Origin of the sequence: Faecalibacterium sp. i21-0019-B1, from assembly GCF_042852915.1 — a bacterium.
GTDB lineage: Bacteria > Bacillota > Clostridia > Oscillospirales > Ruminococcaceae > Faecalibacterium > Faecalibacterium taiwanense.
The window spans coordinates 2,788,747-2,802,316 of sequence record NZ_AP031425.1 but is presented as its reverse complement, the minus strand read 5'-3'; the positions used below and the strand labels follow the sequence as shown (position 1 = coordinate 2,802,316).

The window sequence follows — 13,570 nt, the reverse complement described above, 5'->3', positions numbered from 1 at the left end:
AGCACTATGGCTATCAAGAAGTATGGCCCCACTACTCCGGGCCGCCGCGGCATGACCGTCACGGATTACAGCGTCCTGTCTAAGGTCGCTCCCGAGCGCAGCCTGCTGGAGCCCATGAAGAAGCACAGCGGCCGCAACAACACCGGTCGCATCACCGTCCGTCATCAGGGCGGCGGCAACCGCACCAAGTATCGTGTCATCGACTTCAAGCGTCAGAAGACCGATATGCCCGCTACCGTCAAGACTCTCGAGTACGATCCGAACCGCAGCGCATTCATCGCTCTGGTCGAGTACACCGATGGCGTCAAGAGCTACATCATTGCTCCCGATGGCCTGAAGGTGGGCGATGTGGTCGTCAGCAGCAAGTCTGCCGATATCAAGCCCGGCAACTGCCTGCCCTTCGAGAACATCCCCGTCGGTACCATCATCCACAACATCGAGCTGTATCCCGGCCGCGGCGCTCAGCTGGTTCGTTCCGCTGGCAACATGGCTCAGCTGATGGCTAAGGAGAATGGCTACGCTCTGGTTCGTCTGCCCTCCGGTGAGATGCGCAACGTGCCCGTGAACTGCACTGCAGTCATCGGTCAGGTTTCCAACATCGACCACGAGAACGTCAACCTGGGCAAGGCTGGCCGCAAGCGCCACATGGGCGTGCGTCCCGGCAGCCGTGGTACCGTCATGAACCCCTGCGACCATCCCCACGGTGGTGGCGAGGGCCGCGCACCTGTTGGTCACTCCGGTCCTATGACTCCCTGGGGCAAGCCCGCTCTGGGTCTCAAGACTCGCAAGCATCATAAGCGCTCCGATAAGCTGATCGTGAAGCGTGCAGGTAAGTAAGAGAGGAGTTTAAGACAATGGGTAGAAGCATTAAAAAAGGACCTTTCGTCCAGGCTGCTCTTATGAAGCACGTTGAAGCGATGAACGCTTCCGGCAAGAAGCAGGTCATCAAGACCTGGAGCCGCGCCTCCACGATCTTCCCCGAATTCGTTGGTCACACCTTTGCCGTCCACGACGGCCGCAAGCATGTGCCTGTGTATGTGACTGAGGACATGGTTGGCCACAAGCTGGGTGAGTTCGTTCCCACCCGTACCTTCAAGGGCCACACTGGTAATTCTAAGTAATAGAGGGAGGAACACAACATGGAAGCTCGGGCAATTCTTCGTTATGCCCGCATTAGTCCTCGTAAGGTGTCTATCGTTATGGACCTGATCCGTAACAAGCCCCTGGACGAAGCGCTGGCAATCCTGCAGTACACCCCGAAGGCAGCTTGTGAGCCCCTTCTGAAGCTGGTGAAGTCTGCAGCCGCTAATGCGGAAAACAACTTCAATATGGACAAGAACAACCTCTACGTCGCCGAGTGCTACGTCTGCCCCGGCCCGACGCTGAAGCGCATGATGCCTCGTGCACAGGGCCGCGGCTACCGCATCCTGAAGCGCACCAGCCACATGACCGTTGTTCTGAAAGAGAAAGAGTAAGGAGGGAAAACAATGGGCCAGAAAGTAAATCCGCACGGCATTCGTGTCGGCGTTATTAAAGACTGGGACAGCCGCTGGTTTGCCTCCAAGAAGGATTTCAGCGATAACCTCGTCGAGGACCACAAGATCCGCACTGAGCTGAAGGCTCAGCTGAAGGATGCTGGTGTGCCCAAGATCGAGATCGAGCGTACTGTGGACCCGTCCACTTCCGCTCCTCGCGTAACTGTCAACATCTACTGCGCTAAGCCCGGCATGGTCATCGGCAAGGGCGGCGAAGAGCGCGTTGCTCTGCAGAACAAGCTGACCAAGGAGTATGGCAAGACTGTCATCGTCAACGTCATCGAGGTCAAGAGCGCTGCTACCAACGCTCAGCTGGTTGCTGAGGATATCGCTCGTCAGCTGGAGAACCGCGTGACCTTCCGCCGTGCCATGAAGCAGTGCATGCGCAATGCCATGAGCCCCCGCGATCGCGCAACCGTTCCCGCAAAGGGCATCAAGGCAATGTGCTCCGGCCGTCTGGGCGGCGCTGATATCGCTCGTACCGAGAGCTATCACGAGGGCACCATCCCCCTGCAGACCCTGCGTGCTGACATTGACTACGGCTTTGCAGAGGCTGCTACCACCTACGGCCGCATCGGCGTCAAGGTGTGGGTCTACAAGGGCGAAGTCCTGAAGAGCGCTAAGACCGCTCAGAAGAAGGAAGGAGGCAACAAGTAATGTTACTGCCTAAGCGTGTTAAGTACCGCCGCGTCCAGCGCGGCCGCATGACCGGTAAGGCTACCCGCGGCAACGTGGTGTGCCAGGGCCAGTACGGCCTTGTTGCTCTGGAGCCGGCATGGATCTCTTCCACCCAGATCGAGGCTGCTCGTGTTGCCATGACTCGTTACATCAAGCGTGGCGGCAAGGTGTGGATCAAGATCTTCCCCGATAAGCCCGTGACTGAAAAGCCCGCTGAGACCCGCATGGGTTCCGGTAAAGGCTCTCCCGAATACTGGGTCGCTGTTGTGAAGCCCGGCCGCGTTCTGTTCGAGCTGGCAGATGTCGATGAGGCAACTGCCCGCGAGGCTCTGCGCCTGGCTATGCACAAGCTGCCCATCAAGTGCAAATTTGTTGTCCGTGAGGACTCCGTGAAGGAGGATGGCACCAATGAAGGCTAATGAACTCCGCGAAATGCAGACCGCAGAGCTGACCAGCAAGCTGGCAGACCTGAAGGCCGAGCTGTTTAACCTGCGCTTCCAGCATGCCATCAACCAGCTGGAGAACCCCGGCCGCATCGAAGCAGTCAAGAAGGACATCGCCCGCGTGATGACCGTTCTGGCTGAGAAGCAGTAAGGAGGTTAAACGATGGAAGAACGTAATCTGAGAAAGACCCGCGTCGGCGTCGTCGTGTCCGACAAGATGGATAAGACCATCGTGGTTGCCGTTAAGGATAGCGTGCAGCACCCCCTGTACAAGAAGATCCTGAAGCGTACCGCCAAGTTCAAGGCTCGTGATGAGCAGAACGAGTGCGGCATCGGTGACCGTGTTGAGATCATGGAGTGCCGCCCCCTGTCCAAGGATGTGCGCTGGCGCCTGGTCCGTATCGTTGAGAAGGCAAAGTAATTTGCCCGCTGCTTTGAACAGTTTGAAAGGAGATATCTGATATGGTTCAGATGCAAACTTATCTCAAAGTTGCCGACAACACCGGTGCCAAGGAGCTGATGTGCTTCCGCGTGCTGGGCGGCACCCGCAAGAGATACGCAAACATTGGTGACGTCGTGGTCTGCTCTGTCAAGAAGGCAGCCCCCGGCGGCTCCGTTAAGAAGGGCGACGTCGTCAAGGCTGTCATCGTGCGCAGCAAGCATGGCGTCCGCCGCGACGACGGCTCCTACATCCGTTTCGATGAGAACGCCGCCGTTATCGTTATGGCCGACAAGAGCCCCAAGGGTACCCGTATCTTTGGACCCGTTGCTCGCGAGCTGCGTGATGCCGGCTACACCAAGATCCTGAGCCTGGCTCCGGAATCGCTGTAAGGAGGTTTTAAAAATGAATAATCTTCATGTTAAAACCGGCGACAACGTTATGATCATCAGCGGCAAGGACAAGGGCCACACTGGTAAGGTCCTGCAGGTCAGCCCCTCTGAGAACAAGGTCATCGTTGAGGGCCAGAACATGGTTACCAAGCACGTCAAGCCTCGTCGTCAGGGCGAGCAGGGCGGCATCGTCAAGGCTGAGGGTGCTATGTACGCATCCAAGGTCATGCCCATCTGCCCCAAGTGCGGCAAGGCCGTGCGTGTGGGCCACGTCGAGAAGGACGGCAAGATGGTTCGCGTCTGCAAGAAGTGCGGCGCTGAGCTGTAAGAAAGGAGTAAGGAACAATGGCTCGTTTGAAAGAACAGTATGTCAATGAAATTGCTCCTGCTCTGAACTCCAAGTTCGGTTACAAGAGCGTTATGCAGATCCCCAAGCTGGACAAGGTCGTCATCAACGTTGCCTGCGGCGAAGCCAAGGACAACGAGAAGATCCTGGAAGCTGTCATGAAGGATCTGGGCCAGATCACTGGCCAGAAGGCAGTTGTGTGCCGTGCCAAGAAGAGCGTTGCTAACTTCAAGCTGCGCCAGGGCACTCCCATCGGCTGCAAGGTCACCCTGCGCGGTGAGCGTATGTATGAGTTTGTCGATCGCTTCTTCAACATCGCACTGCCCCGTGTCCGCGACTTCCGCGGCATCAACGGCAACGGTTTTGATGGCCGCGGCAACTTTGCATGCGGCATCAAGGAGCAGATCATCTTCCCCGAGATCGACTTCGAGAAGGTCGATGCAGTCCGCGGCATGGATGTCTGCTTTGTCACCACTGCCAAGACTGACGAAGAGGGCAAGGAGCTGCTGAAGGCTCTGGGCGCTCCGTTCGCAGAGAACAACTAAGGGAGGAGATTTCTACAATGGCTAAACTGTCTATGAAGCTGAAGCAGTCTCGTCCTGCTAAGTTCTCTACCCGTGCATACACCCGCTGCCGCATCTGCGGCCGTCCCCACTCCGTGCTGCGCAAGTACGGCGTGTGCCGTGTGTGCTTCCGTGAGCTGGCCTACAAGGGCGAGATCCCGGGCGTGAAGAAGGCTTCCTGGTAATCAAGCCAGAGGGCTGGATAATTTGTCGGATATCCGCCCCGGGGCAACGATGTTTCGGGGCGGTATCATTATAAAACAAACGAGAGCTAATCTAAGGAGGTTAGTGGCAAATGCAGATTACTGATCCTATCGCGGACCTGCTGACTCGCATCCGCAACGCTAGCACTGCCAAACACCCTTCTGTGGAGATCCCCGCTTCCAACATGAAGAAGGCTATCTGCCAGATTCTGGTTGACGAGGGCTACATCAAGGGCATGCAGGTCAAGAACGACACCGTTCAGGGCACCATCGTTGTCACCCTGAAGTATCAGGCTAACGGCGAGCCCGTTATCGCTGGTCTGCGCCGCGTGTCCAAGCCCGGCCTGCGCATCTACACCAACTGCGAGGATATGCCCAAGGTCATGAAGGGCCTGGGCACCGCAATCATTTCCACCTCTAAGGGCATCATGACTGATAAGGCTGCACGTGCTGCACACGTCGGCGGCGAAGTCCTGGCCTACGTGTGGTAAGAAAGGGGTAAAAGACAATGTCGAGAATTGGAAGAAAACCCATCGTCATTCCTGCCGGCGTTACTGTCACTGTCGATGAGGCAGCACATCACGTCGCCGTCAAGGGCCCCAAGGGCAGCCTGAATTCCAACTATCATCCCCTGATGACCGTCAAGGTCGAGGGCAATGAAGTTCTGGTTACCCGCCCCAATGACGAACCCCAGGCCCGCAGCCTGCACGGCCTGACCCGTACCAACATCGCCAACATGGTGAACGGTGTTGTGAACGGCTACGAGAAGAAGCTGGAGATCGTGGGCGTCGGCCTGCGCTGCCAGAAGCAGGGCTCCAACCTGGTCATGAACCTGGGCTTCTCTCATCAGGTGAACATTCCTGATACTGAGGACTGCACCATCGTGTGGCAGGATCCCAACCACTTCACCGTTACCGGTATTGACAAGCAGAAGGTCGGCCAGTATGCTGCCGAGATCCGCGCCAAGAAGCCGCCCGAGCCTTACAAGGGCAAGGGCATTCGCTACGAGGGCGAGGTTGTCAAGCACAAAGAAGGCAAGGCCGGCAAGGGCAAGAAATAAGGTAAGGAGTGAAAGACAATGGTTAAGCAGATCGACAAGAACGAAGCTCGTCTTCGTCGTCATCGCCGCGTTCGTAACAAGATCAGCGGCACCGCAGCACGTCCTCGCCTGGATGTTTTCCGCTCCGCCAAGCACATTTACGCTCAGATCATCGATGATGAGCAGGGCGTGACTCTGGTGTCGGCTTCTACTATGGACAAGGACTTCAACGGCAACGGCGGCAACGTCGAGGCCGCTGCTGAGATCGGCAAGAAGATCGCAGCAAAGGCTCTGGAAAAGGGCATCACCGAGGTCGTGTTCGACCGTGGTGGCTACGTTTATCATGGCCGTGTTAAGGCCCTGGCTGATGGCGCCCGTGAGGGCGGCCTGAAGCTGTAATGAGAGGAGGAAACACATTATGGCTATGAGAAACCGTGAAGACGACGGCATGATCACCAAGGTTGTCTCCATCAACCGCGTTTCCAAGACTGTCAAGGGCGGCCGCATCATGAAGTTTGCCGCTCTGGTTGTCGTGGGCGACGGCAAGGGCACCATTGGTTACGGCATCGGCAAGTCCGGCGAAGTGCCTGAGGCAATCCGCAAGGGCGAAGCTGCTGCTAAGAAGAACATGCACAAGGTTGCCCTGAAGGGCACCACCATCCCCCACGAGATCGTCGGCAAGTACGGCGCAGGCGCCGTTCTGCTCAAGCCGGCTGCACCCGGTACCGGTATGATCGCCGGCGGCCCTGTGCGTGCCGTCATTGAGGCAGCTGGCATCAAGGACATCCGTGCGAAGTCTATGCGTTCCAACAACCCCATCAACGTTGTTTCTGCTACCTTCGCAGGTCTGTGCGGCCTGGTCAGCGCTGAGTCTGTCGCTGAGAAGCGCGGCAAGACCGTGAAAGAAATTCTGGGTTAAGGAGGTAACAAACCATGGCAGATAAGATGCTCAAGATCGAGCTGAAGAAGAGCCTGATTGGCCGCGGCGCTAAGCAGATCGCTACCGCTGAGGCTCTGGGCCTGAAGAAGCCGGGCGACGTTACCGTTCAGCCTGACAATGCCGCTACGCAGGGCAAGATCGCAAAGATCGGCTTTATGCTCAGCGTCACCGAAGCCTAATAGCAGGGGGTATACGCATAATGAAACTTCATGAATTGCACGCGATTCCCGGCGCAAACAAGGCTGTGACCCGCAAGGGCCGCGGCATTGGCTCCGGCAATGGCAAGACTGCCGGCTTCGGCAGCAAGGGCCAGAAGGCCCGTTCCGGCGTGAAGCACGCTGGTTTCGAGGGCGGCCAGATGCCTCTGGCACGCCGCCTGCCCAAGGTTGGCTTTAACAACATCTTTGCTACCCAGTACGCCATCGTCAACGTGGCTGATCTGGAAGCTGCTTTCAATGCCGGCGATGTCGTCGATACCGAGGCTCTGAAGGCAAAGGGTCTGGTCAAGAAGACTCTGGACGGCGTTAAGGTTCTGGGCAACGGCGAGCTGACCAAGGCTCTGACCGTGAAGGCCGCAGCCTATTCCGCTTCTGCCAAAGAGAAAATCGAGAAGGCAGGCGGAAAGGCTGAGGTGATGTAAGGTGTTCCAGACATTCCGTAACGCATGGAAGATCCCCGAGCTTAAAAATCGTCTCCTGTTCACGCTGGCGATCCTCGTGGTGTACCGTCTGGGCTGTGCCATCCCCGTTCCGTTCGTTTCCGGCTCTGCGCTGACGCAGATGTTCGCAAACGGCGACATGCTCTCCTATCTGAACATGATGAGCGGTGGTGCTCTGGCCCGTTGCACGCTCTTCGCGTTAGGTGTGACACCCTATATCAACGCCTCCATTATTGTGCAGCTGCTCACCGTGGCAATTCCCGCGCTGGAAAATCTGGCAAAGGAAGCCGACGGCCAGCAGAAGCTGCAGCAGATCAACCGGTACGCAGGTGCTGTGGTCGCTCTGATCATGAGCATCGGCTACTACTTCGTGATCCGCAATATGGGCGCACTGAAGTACGTTTCCGGCGGTGCTGGCATCTTTGCCGCCATCGTCATCATCGCAACCTTTGTGGCTGGCGCACAGCTGATCACATGGTGCGGTGAGCAGATCGATGACAAGGGCATCGGCAACGGTGTCTCGCTCATCATCTTTGCTTCGATCGTCTCCAACTGGTCTTCGCTGTACACCTCTGTCAAGGGTCTGCTGACTCAGGCAGCGTCCGGCAAGCCCCAGTACTACTTCTTCCTGCCGCTGCTGATCGTGCTGGCACTGGTGGCTGTGGTCTTCGTGGTCGTCATGACCAACGCAGAGCGCCGCATCACCATTCAGTACGCAAAGCGCGTGGTAGGCCGCAAGCAGATGGGCGGTCAGAACAGCTATCTGCCCCTGAAGCTGAACATGAGCGGCGTTATGCCCATCATCTTCGCTTCGGCTCTGGTGTCCATCCCGGGCACCATCGGCAGCTTCCTGCAGATCGACCAGCAGGCACACCCGGTGTGGTATGCATTCTTCCACACCTTCAACTACACCTCCTGGCTGTACGTTGTGATCTACCTGCTGCTGATTCTGGCATTCAACTACTTCTATGTGGCCATCCAGTACAACCCCGTTGAGATCGCCAACAATCTGCGCCGCAACAACGGCTCGATCCCCGGCTTCCGTCCCGGCAAGCCGACCAGCGATTTCATCACCCGCACCCTGAACAAGATCACCCTCATCGGTGCCATCTTCCTGGCTGCGGTGGCTGTGCTGCCGATCATTCTGGGCAACCTGACCGGTATGAGCATCCAGCTGGGCGGTACCAGCCTGCTGATCGTGGTCGGTGTGGCACTTGATACCACCCGCAGCCTCGACAGCTTCATGACGATGCGCAACCACAAGGGCTTCCTTGGTTGATCCACAATAATTAAGATGTGAGAAAGCACTGGAAAGGAGAGTACGCTCGAACTTTTCAGTGCTTTTTTACTTTTTTGGAGTTTACATCCTCTAACAAAGGAAAGGAATGATCCTATGAATCTGATCCTGTTGGGCGCACCTGGTGCTGGTAAGGGCACGCAGGCCGAGATCATCTGCGCCAAGCTGAACATCCCCTCCATCAGCACCGGCAACATTCTGCGCGCTGCTGTCAAGGAAGGCACCGAGATGGGCCTGAAGGCAAAGAGCTTTATGGACGCTGGCGCTCTGGTGCCCGATGAGGTCATCATCGGCATCCTGAAAGAGCGTCTGGCTCAGCCGGACTGCGCAAACGGCTTCATCCTGGACGGTGTGCCCCGCACCATCGCTCAGGCCGAGGCCATCGAGACCATGGGCATCCGCATCGACAAGGTGCTGGAGCTGCAGGTCGAGGACAATGTGATCGTTGACCGCATGAGCGGCCGCCGCGTCTGCGAGAAGTGCGGCGCAAGCTACCACATCGTCAACAAGAAGAGCAAGGTCGAGGGTGTATGCGACCTGTGCGGCGGCAAGACCGTCATCCGCAAGGACGACCAGCCTGCCACCGTGCTGGATCGTCTGAAAGCATATCATGAGCAGACCGAGCCGCTGGTGGAGTTCTACCGTACCCGCGGCAAGCTGGCAGAGATCAAGTTCTGCCCCTCCATCGAGGAGACCACGGCTGAAGTCATGAAGGCTTTGGAGGCATAATCGTGATTCAGATCAAAAATGCGAAAGAGCTGGACGGCATGCGCAAGGCAAATGCCCTGAGCGCAGCTGCCCTGAAGTACGGCGGTGAGCATATCGAAGCAGGTATGACCACATGGGAATTGGATAAGCTGATCTACGACTTCATCGTGAAGCACGGCGGCACCCCCAATTTCAAGGGTCTGTATGGCTTTCCGGGCACGGCCTGCATCAGCCTGAACGATACCGTTATCCACGGTATCCCTTCGCATGACATCGTCATTCGTCCCGGTGATATCGTCAGCATCGATACCGGCGCAAAGATCGATGGCTTCAACGGCGACAATGCCTGCACCTATGCGGTGGGTAAGGTCGATCTGGAAGCACAGCGCCTGCTGGATGTGACCAAGGCTGCTCTGTATAAGGGTATCGAGCAGGCCAAGGCCGGCAACCGCATCGGCGACATTGGCTATGCCGTGCAGAGCTACTGCGAGGATGCCGGTTTCTCGGTCGTCCGCGAGTTCGTGGGCCACGGCACCGGCCGTGAGCTGCACGAGGACCCGGAAGTGCCCAACTACGGCCATCAGGGCCGCGGCCCGCGCCTTGTGCCCGGCATGACCATTGCCATTGAGCCCATGATCTGCCAGTACGACTGCAAGATCACCCAGTCCAAGGACGGCTGGACCGTCAAGACCAAGGACGGTGGTCTGGCTGCGCACTTTGAGCACTCCAATGCGATCCTGAAGGATCACACTGAGATCATGACCCGCTTCTGGGACGACCCGGATTTTGACCCGGAAAAGTTCAGCCTGAAGTAAGCTGATCCCTGAAATATGAGAAGCGCCGCCTGTGAAGAGCAGAAATGCTCCGCCGCAGGCGGCGTTTTTGCAGGGACAGACCTGCTGTTTGTGCAATTATGACAACTTTTGGTGAAAAAGTTTCATCTTTGCGGTGGAGAAAAACCAAGACCGGGGAGAGAAAGGACAGCTTTTGAATTTCGAGAATTTTTTATCGGAAATACGGAAAAAAGCTCTTGCAAATTGACAACAAAAGGTGTATAATCTATAAATGGCTGTGGAAGCCAGATACTTCCTCGGCGGACAGGGATTTTCTGCCCGTTTTGCGGATTTTGTGCCGCGAAAGATGAAGTATGTGGCGATCATCGCCGCCTGTCCGTCTGTGGACCGGCACTGGAACTGAAGAACGCTGAAGCGGCAAGCTGCGGTCAAACGGGCGCAGGCACGTGAAAACCGCGGCGCTTTCAGGGTTCCAAGGCAAAGGCACCGGTTCAGGTTCAACGACAAACTGAGCAGATCCAATGAGGAGGCAAATAGCTTGTCTAAGGAAGACGTTATCGAGATCGAAGGCATTGTGCGTGAAGCCATGCCCAACGCCATCTTTAAGGTGGAAATGTTGAGCGAGGATAAGAACACCGGGAAGCTCACTCCCAGCGGTCACATCCTCTTAGCGCACATCTCCGGCAAGCTGCGGACCAATTTCATCCGTATCCTGCCCGGGGACAAGGTTACCGTGGAAATGTCGCCCTATGATCTTTCTAAGGGCCGCATCACCTGGCGCTCCAAATAAGCACCAGGGTATCAACCAAAAGGAGGTTCAACATCATGAAGGTCAAGCCTTCCGTGAAACCCATCTGCGAAAAGTGCAAGGTCATCCGCCGCAAAGGCCGCGTGATGGTCATCTGCCAGAACCCCAAGCATAAGCAGCGCCAGGGCTAATTCGGGCGCCTGGGGGTCAAGTGCGTAGAGTCCCGGCGCAGACCCCGACACTGACATGGGATGATTTTTGGAGGAAACTACTATGGCACGTATTGCCGGCGTTGACCTGCCCCGCGAGAAGCGCGTTCAGGTGGGTCTCACCTACGTTTATGGTATCGGCCAGACCACTGCTAACAAGATCCTGGAAGCAACTGGCATCAACCCCGATACCCGCGTCAAGGACCTGACTCTGGAAGAAGAGGCTAAGATCCGTGACTACATCGATCAGGCTAACATCATCGTTGAAGGCGACCTGCGCCGCAACGTTGCTCTGGACATCAAGCGCCTGGTTGAGATCCAGTCCTTCCGTGGCACCCGCCATCGCAAGAATCTGCCCTGCCGCGGCCAGCGTACCAAGACCAATGCACGTACCTGCAAGGGTCCCAAGCGCACTGTCGCTAACAAGAAGAAGTAAGGAGGATTTGAGAAATGGCAAGTGCAAATAATGCCAAGAAGGGCGCTAATGTCCGCATGAAGCGCAAAGAGCGCAAGAACATTGCTGCTGGTCAGGCTCATATCCAGTCTACCTTCAACAATACTGTTGTCACCATCACCGACCTGCAGGGTAATGCAGTGTCTTGGTGCTCCTCCGGCTCCCTGAACTTCCGCGGCAGCCGTAAGAGCACTCCGTTCGCAGCCCAGTCTGCTGCTGAGACCGCAGCCAAGGTTGCTATCGAGCATGGCATGAAGACCGTTGAGGTCTACGTCAAGGGCCCCGGCGCTGGCCGTGAGTCCGCTATTCGTGCGCTGCAGGCTACCGGCCTGGAAGTCACCCTGATCAAGGACGTGACTCCCATCCCCCACAATGGCTGCCGTCCCCCGAAGCGCCGTCGTGTCTGATCGAAGGAGGAAATTGAATTATGGCAAAGAATACGCAGCCTATCGCAAAGCGTTGCAAGGCCCTGGGCATTTCTCCTGCGGTCATGGGCTATGCAAAGAAGAATACCACCCGCAACTCCAATGGCAACATGCGCAAGAAGCAGTCTGAGTACGCATCTCAGCTGAAGGAGAAGCAGAAGGTCAAGTTTATCTACGGCGTTCTGGAAAAGCAGTTCCACAATGCTTACCTGCGTGCTGAGGCCCGCCCCGGCAAGACTGGTGAGAACCTGCTGCAGATCATGGAGTGCCGTCTGGACAACGTCGTGTTCCGTCTGGGCTTTGCTCAGACCCGCCGCGACGCTCGTCAGCTGGTGTCCCACGCTCACTTCACCGTCAACGGCAAGAAGGTCAACATTCCTTCTTATCAGGTGAAGGCTGGCGACGTGATCGAAGTGCGCGAGTCCAGCCGCAGCTCTGCAAAGTTTGCAAAGCTGACCGGTCCCGAGGCTCCCGTTGTTGCTCTGCCCGCATGGCTGAACCGTGAGACCGGTTCTCTGAAGGGTGTTGTCGCAAAGCTGCCCGAGCGCAGCGATATCGACTACGAAGTCGCAGAGCACCTCATCGTCGAGCTGTACTCCAAGTAATCCATTAAGAAGGCTGGGCCTTCCCCGTGGACGGCTCACTTTCGCATTCTTTTCTTTGAAAGAATTTAATAATGGGCCGGCGGCAGCGCCGGTTTGACAAGGAGGGCATAGATATGATGGAGATTGAACGTCCCAAAATCGAAACGGCAAGCCTGTCCCCGGACGGCCGCTACGGCAAATTCGTGGCAGAACCGCTGGAGCGTGGCTTTGGCATCACACTGGGCAATAGCCTGCGTCGTGTGCTTCTTTCCTCTCTGCCCGGTGTCGCCGTGACCAGCGTCAAGATTGATGGCGTGGTTCACGAGTTCTCCACCATTGAGGGCGTCAAGGAAGACGTTACCGAAATTGTCCTGAACCTGAAGGGTATTGCTGCAAAGCTGTACACCGATGGTCCGAAGACAGTGCGTGTTGAGGCAGTCGGCCCCTGTGAGGTCACCGCTGACAACATCAAGCAGGGCGACGACATCGAAATTCTGAACCCTGAGTGGCACATCGCAACCCTGGGCGAGGGCGGCAAGCTCGTCATGGAGCTGACCTTCGATAAGGGCCGCGGCTATGTGCCCGCAGAGCGCAACAAACAGGCTATCATCGAGAAGAACGATATCAACACTCTTCCCGTTGACAGCATTTACACCCCTGTGCTCAAGGTGAACTACAACGTCGAGAGCACCCGTGTTGGCCAGGCGATCGATTATGACAAGCTGACCATTGAGGTTTGGACCGATGGCACGATCAATGCGCAGGAAGCCGTTTCTCTGGCTGCCCGTGTGCTGACCGAGCACCTGAACCTGTTCGTCAACCTGTCCGATGAGGCAGCCGGCGCTGAGATCATGGTGGAGAAGACCAACGACGACAAGGAAAAGGCTCTGGAAATGACCATTGAAGAGCTGGATCTGAGCGTGCGTTCCTTCAACTGCCTGAAGCGCGCAGGCATCAACACGGTGGAAGATCTGGTCAGCAAGAGCGAGGACGAGATGATGAAGGTTCGCAACCTCGGTCGCAAGAGCCTGGAAGAGGTCATGGCAAAGCTGGATTCTCTGGGCTTCAAGCTGAACACGGATGACGATAACTAAAAATAATTAAGGAGTGAAACG

At 56.7% G+C, this 13,570-nt stretch carries 26 protein-coding genes; all 26 read left to right on the top strand.

Going from position 1 to position 13,570, the window contains the following annotated elements; translation table 11 throughout:
* The first annotated feature begins 6 nt into the window (after positions 1 to 6).
* Complete coding sequence (rplB, locus tag ACGHP1_RS13935) at positions 7 to 837, top strand: 50S ribosomal protein L2 (RefSeq protein WP_097777144.1); 831 nt, start codon at positions 7 to 9, stop codon at positions 835 to 837.
* A gap of 17 nt (positions 838 to 854) precedes the next feature.
* Positions 855 to 1,121, top strand: coding sequence for a 30S ribosomal protein S19 (gene rpsS / locus ACGHP1_RS13930; RefSeq protein WP_005921883.1), 267 nt, complete (start codon positions 855 to 857; stop codon positions 1,119 to 1,121).
* Positions 1,122 to 1,139: 18 nt separating this feature from the next.
* Complete coding sequence (gene rplV / locus ACGHP1_RS13925; protein WP_005921882.1) at positions 1,140 to 1,475, top strand: 50S ribosomal protein L22; 336 nt, start codon at positions 1,140 to 1,142, stop codon at positions 1,473 to 1,475.
* A 12-nt stretch (positions 1,476 to 1,487) separates the two neighbouring features.
* Positions 1,488 to 2,192, top strand: coding sequence for a 30S ribosomal protein S3 (gene rpsC, locus ACGHP1_RS13920; protein ID WP_005938023.1), 705 nt, complete (start codon positions 1,488 to 1,490; stop codon positions 2,190 to 2,192).
* The gene (gene rplP, locus ACGHP1_RS13915) at positions 2,192 to 2,632 is read left to right on the top strand and encodes a 50S ribosomal protein L16 (protein ID WP_005938020.1); all 441 of its coding nucleotides are present in this window, start codon (positions 2,192 to 2,194) and stop codon (positions 2,630 to 2,632) included. The genes rpsC and rplP overlap by 1 nt, the downstream gene beginning before the upstream one ends.
* The gene (rpmC, locus tag ACGHP1_RS13910; protein WP_005921879.1) at positions 2,622 to 2,807 is read left to right on the top strand and encodes a 50S ribosomal protein L29; all 186 of its coding nucleotides are present in this window, start codon (positions 2,622 to 2,624) and stop codon (positions 2,805 to 2,807) included. The genes rplP and rpmC overlap by 11 nt, the downstream gene beginning before the upstream one ends.
* Positions 2,808 to 2,819: 12 nt before the next feature.
* Entirely contained in the window at positions 2,820 to 3,077 is a 258-nt protein-coding gene (gene rpsQ, locus ACGHP1_RS13905) for a 30S ribosomal protein S17 (protein ID WP_005938017.1), read from the top strand.
* 41 nt (positions 3,078 to 3,118) lie between these two features.
* A complete protein-coding gene (gene rplN / locus ACGHP1_RS13900) occupies positions 3,119 to 3,487 on the top strand; it encodes a 50S ribosomal protein L14 (RefSeq protein ID WP_005938014.1) in 369 nt (122 codons plus the stop codon).
* Positions 3,488 to 3,500: 13 nt separating this feature from the next.
* Positions 3,501 to 3,815 (top strand): 50S ribosomal protein L24, encoded by a 315-nt coding sequence (gene rplX, locus ACGHP1_RS13895; RefSeq protein ID WP_005934911.1) that lies wholly within the window; start codon positions 3,501 to 3,503, stop codon positions 3,813 to 3,815.
* A 17-nt stretch (positions 3,816 to 3,832) separates the two neighbouring features.
* Positions 3,833 to 4,378: a 50S ribosomal protein L5 gene (rplE, locus tag ACGHP1_RS13890; RefSeq protein WP_005938011.1), complete on the top strand. Its 546-nt coding sequence runs from the start codon at positions 3,833 to 3,835 to the stop codon at positions 4,376 to 4,378.
* A 17-nt stretch (positions 4,379 to 4,395) separates the two neighbouring features.
* Entirely contained in the window at positions 4,396 to 4,581 is a 186-nt protein-coding gene (locus tag ACGHP1_RS13885; protein ID WP_005921866.1) for a type Z 30S ribosomal protein S14, read from the top strand.
* Between the two features lie 110 nt (positions 4,582 to 4,691).
* A complete protein-coding gene (rpsH, locus tag ACGHP1_RS13880) occupies positions 4,692 to 5,090 on the top strand; it encodes a 30S ribosomal protein S8 (protein WP_005938007.1) in 399 nt (132 codons plus the stop codon).
* A 17-nt stretch (positions 5,091 to 5,107) separates the two neighbouring features.
* Positions 5,108 to 5,659 carry a 50S ribosomal protein L6 gene (gene rplF, locus ACGHP1_RS13875; protein WP_005938003.1) on the top strand — a complete coding sequence of 184 codons (552 nt, stop codon included), beginning with the start codon at positions 5,108 to 5,110 and terminating at the stop codon, positions 5,657 to 5,659.
* A gap of 18 nt (positions 5,660 to 5,677) precedes the next feature.
* A complete protein-coding gene (gene rplR / locus ACGHP1_RS13870; protein ID WP_005938000.1) occupies positions 5,678 to 6,037 on the top strand; it encodes a 50S ribosomal protein L18 in 360 nt (119 codons plus the stop codon).
* A 19-nt stretch (positions 6,038 to 6,056) separates the two neighbouring features.
* Positions 6,057 to 6,557 (top strand): 30S ribosomal protein S5, encoded by a 501-nt coding sequence (gene rpsE / locus ACGHP1_RS13865; RefSeq protein ID WP_005937997.1) that lies wholly within the window; start codon positions 6,057 to 6,059, stop codon positions 6,555 to 6,557.
* A gap of 14 nt (positions 6,558 to 6,571) precedes the next feature.
* Positions 6,572 to 6,757: a 50S ribosomal protein L30 gene (gene rpmD, locus ACGHP1_RS13860; RefSeq protein ID WP_005934904.1), complete on the top strand. Its 186-nt coding sequence runs from the start codon at positions 6,572 to 6,574 to the stop codon at positions 6,755 to 6,757.
* Positions 6,758 to 6,777: 20 nt separating this feature from the next.
* The gene (gene rplO / locus ACGHP1_RS13855) at positions 6,778 to 7,218 is read left to right on the top strand and encodes a 50S ribosomal protein L15 (RefSeq protein WP_005934902.1); all 441 of its coding nucleotides are present in this window, start codon (positions 6,778 to 6,780) and stop codon (positions 7,216 to 7,218) included.
* Between the two features lies 1 nt (position 7,219).
* Positions 7,220 to 8,515: a preprotein translocase subunit SecY gene (gene secY / locus ACGHP1_RS13850; protein WP_005937994.1), complete on the top strand. Its 1,296-nt coding sequence runs from the start codon at positions 7,220 to 7,222 to the stop codon at positions 8,513 to 8,515.
* A 114-nt stretch (positions 8,516 to 8,629) separates the two neighbouring features.
* Complete coding sequence (locus tag ACGHP1_RS13845) at positions 8,630 to 9,262, top strand: adenylate kinase (protein WP_005937991.1); 633 nt, start codon at positions 8,630 to 8,632, stop codon at positions 9,260 to 9,262.
* A gap of 2 nt (positions 9,263 to 9,264) precedes the next feature.
* A complete protein-coding gene (gene map, locus ACGHP1_RS13840; protein ID WP_390509693.1) occupies positions 9,265 to 10,056 on the top strand; it encodes a type I methionyl aminopeptidase in 792 nt (263 codons plus the stop codon).
* 517 nt (positions 10,057 to 10,573) lie between these two features.
* Complete coding sequence (infA, locus tag ACGHP1_RS13835) at positions 10,574 to 10,825, top strand: translation initiation factor IF-1 (protein WP_005937979.1); 252 nt, start codon at positions 10,574 to 10,576, stop codon at positions 10,823 to 10,825.
* A 35-nt stretch (positions 10,826 to 10,860) separates the two neighbouring features.
* On the top strand, positions 10,861 to 10,974 hold the full coding sequence (gene rpmJ, locus ACGHP1_RS13830; protein WP_005921832.1) for a 50S ribosomal protein L36: 114 nt from the start codon (positions 10,861 to 10,863) through the stop codon (positions 10,972 to 10,974).
* A gap of 82 nt (positions 10,975 to 11,056) precedes the next feature.
* A complete protein-coding gene (gene rpsM / locus ACGHP1_RS13825) occupies positions 11,057 to 11,428 on the top strand; it encodes a 30S ribosomal protein S13 (RefSeq protein WP_005937976.1) in 372 nt (123 codons plus the stop codon).
* Positions 11,429 to 11,442: 14 nt separating this feature from the next.
* Positions 11,443 to 11,853, top strand: a complete 411-nt coding sequence (gene rpsK, locus ACGHP1_RS13820) for a 30S ribosomal protein S11 (protein WP_005934894.1) — start codon at positions 11,443 to 11,445, stop codon at positions 11,851 to 11,853.
* Between the two features lie 20 nt (positions 11,854 to 11,873).
* Positions 11,874 to 12,476: a 30S ribosomal protein S4 gene (gene rpsD, locus ACGHP1_RS13815; RefSeq protein ID WP_005937973.1), complete on the top strand. Its 603-nt coding sequence runs from the start codon at positions 11,874 to 11,876 to the stop codon at positions 12,474 to 12,476.
* A gap of 113 nt (positions 12,477 to 12,589) precedes the next feature.
* Positions 12,590 to 13,549 carry a DNA-directed RNA polymerase subunit alpha gene (locus ACGHP1_RS13810; protein ID WP_044953267.1) on the top strand — a complete coding sequence of 320 codons (960 nt, stop codon included), beginning with the start codon at positions 12,590 to 12,592 and terminating at the stop codon, positions 13,547 to 13,549.
* Positions 13,550 to 13,570 lie beyond the last annotated feature (21 nt).

Coding starts and splice junctions, on each gene's coding strand:
- rpsD (WP_005937973.1), top strand. CDS start 11,874: ATGGCAAAGAATACGCAGCCTATCGCAAAGCGTTGCAAGGCCCTGGGC.
- rpsE (WP_005937997.1), top strand. CDS start 6,057: ATGGCTATGAGAAACCGTGAAGACGACGGCATGATCACCAAGGTTGTC.
- rpmJ (WP_005921832.1), top strand. CDS start 10,861: ATGAAGGTCAAGCCTTCCGTGAAACCCATCTGCGAAAAGTGCAAGGTC.
- rpsC (WP_005938023.1), top strand. CDS start 1,488: ATGGGCCAGAAAGTAAATCCGCACGGCATTCGTGTCGGCGTTATTAAA.
- rpmC (WP_005921879.1), top strand. CDS start 2,622: ATGAAGGCTAATGAACTCCGCGAAATGCAGACCGCAGAGCTGACCAGC.
- ACGHP1_RS13885 (WP_005921866.1), top strand. CDS start 4,396: ATGGCTAAACTGTCTATGAAGCTGAAGCAGTCTCGTCCTGCTAAGTTC.
- ACGHP1_RS13810 (WP_044953267.1), top strand. CDS start 12,590: ATGATGGAGATTGAACGTCCCAAAATCGAAACGGCAAGCCTGTCCCCG.
- rplR (WP_005938000.1), top strand. CDS start 5,678: ATGGTTAAGCAGATCGACAAGAACGAAGCTCGTCTTCGTCGTCATCGC.
- rplP (WP_005938020.1), top strand. CDS start 2,192: ATGTTACTGCCTAAGCGTGTTAAGTACCGCCGCGTCCAGCGCGGCCGC.
- rpmD (WP_005934904.1), top strand. CDS start 6,572: ATGGCAGATAAGATGCTCAAGATCGAGCTGAAGAAGAGCCTGATTGGC.
- rplE (WP_005938011.1), top strand. CDS start 3,833: ATGGCTCGTTTGAAAGAACAGTATGTCAATGAAATTGCTCCTGCTCTG.
- rplV (WP_005921882.1), top strand. CDS start 1,140: ATGGAAGCTCGGGCAATTCTTCGTTATGCCCGCATTAGTCCTCGTAAG.
- rpsM (WP_005937976.1), top strand. CDS start 11,057: ATGGCACGTATTGCCGGCGTTGACCTGCCCCGCGAGAAGCGCGTTCAG.
- rpsS (WP_005921883.1), top strand. CDS start 855: ATGGGTAGAAGCATTAAAAAAGGACCTTTCGTCCAGGCTGCTCTTATG.
- ACGHP1_RS13845 (WP_005937991.1), top strand. CDS start 8,630: ATGAATCTGATCCTGTTGGGCGCACCTGGTGCTGGTAAGGGCACGCAG.
- rplO (WP_005934902.1), top strand. CDS start 6,778: ATGAAACTTCATGAATTGCACGCGATTCCCGGCGCAAACAAGGCTGTG.
- rplN (WP_005938014.1), top strand. CDS start 3,119: ATGGTTCAGATGCAAACTTATCTCAAAGTTGCCGACAACACCGGTGCC.
- rplF (WP_005938003.1), top strand. CDS start 5,108: ATGTCGAGAATTGGAAGAAAACCCATCGTCATTCCTGCCGGCGTTACT.
- rplX (WP_005934911.1), top strand. CDS start 3,501: ATGAATAATCTTCATGTTAAAACCGGCGACAACGTTATGATCATCAGC.
- rpsQ (WP_005938017.1), top strand. CDS start 2,820: ATGGAAGAACGTAATCTGAGAAAGACCCGCGTCGGCGTCGTCGTGTCC.
- rpsH (WP_005938007.1), top strand. CDS start 4,692: ATGCAGATTACTGATCCTATCGCGGACCTGCTGACTCGCATCCGCAAC.
- rpsK (WP_005934894.1), top strand. CDS start 11,443: ATGGCAAGTGCAAATAATGCCAAGAAGGGCGCTAATGTCCGCATGAAG.
- rplB (WP_097777144.1), top strand. CDS start 7: ATGGCTATCAAGAAGTATGGCCCCACTACTCCGGGCCGCCGCGGCATG.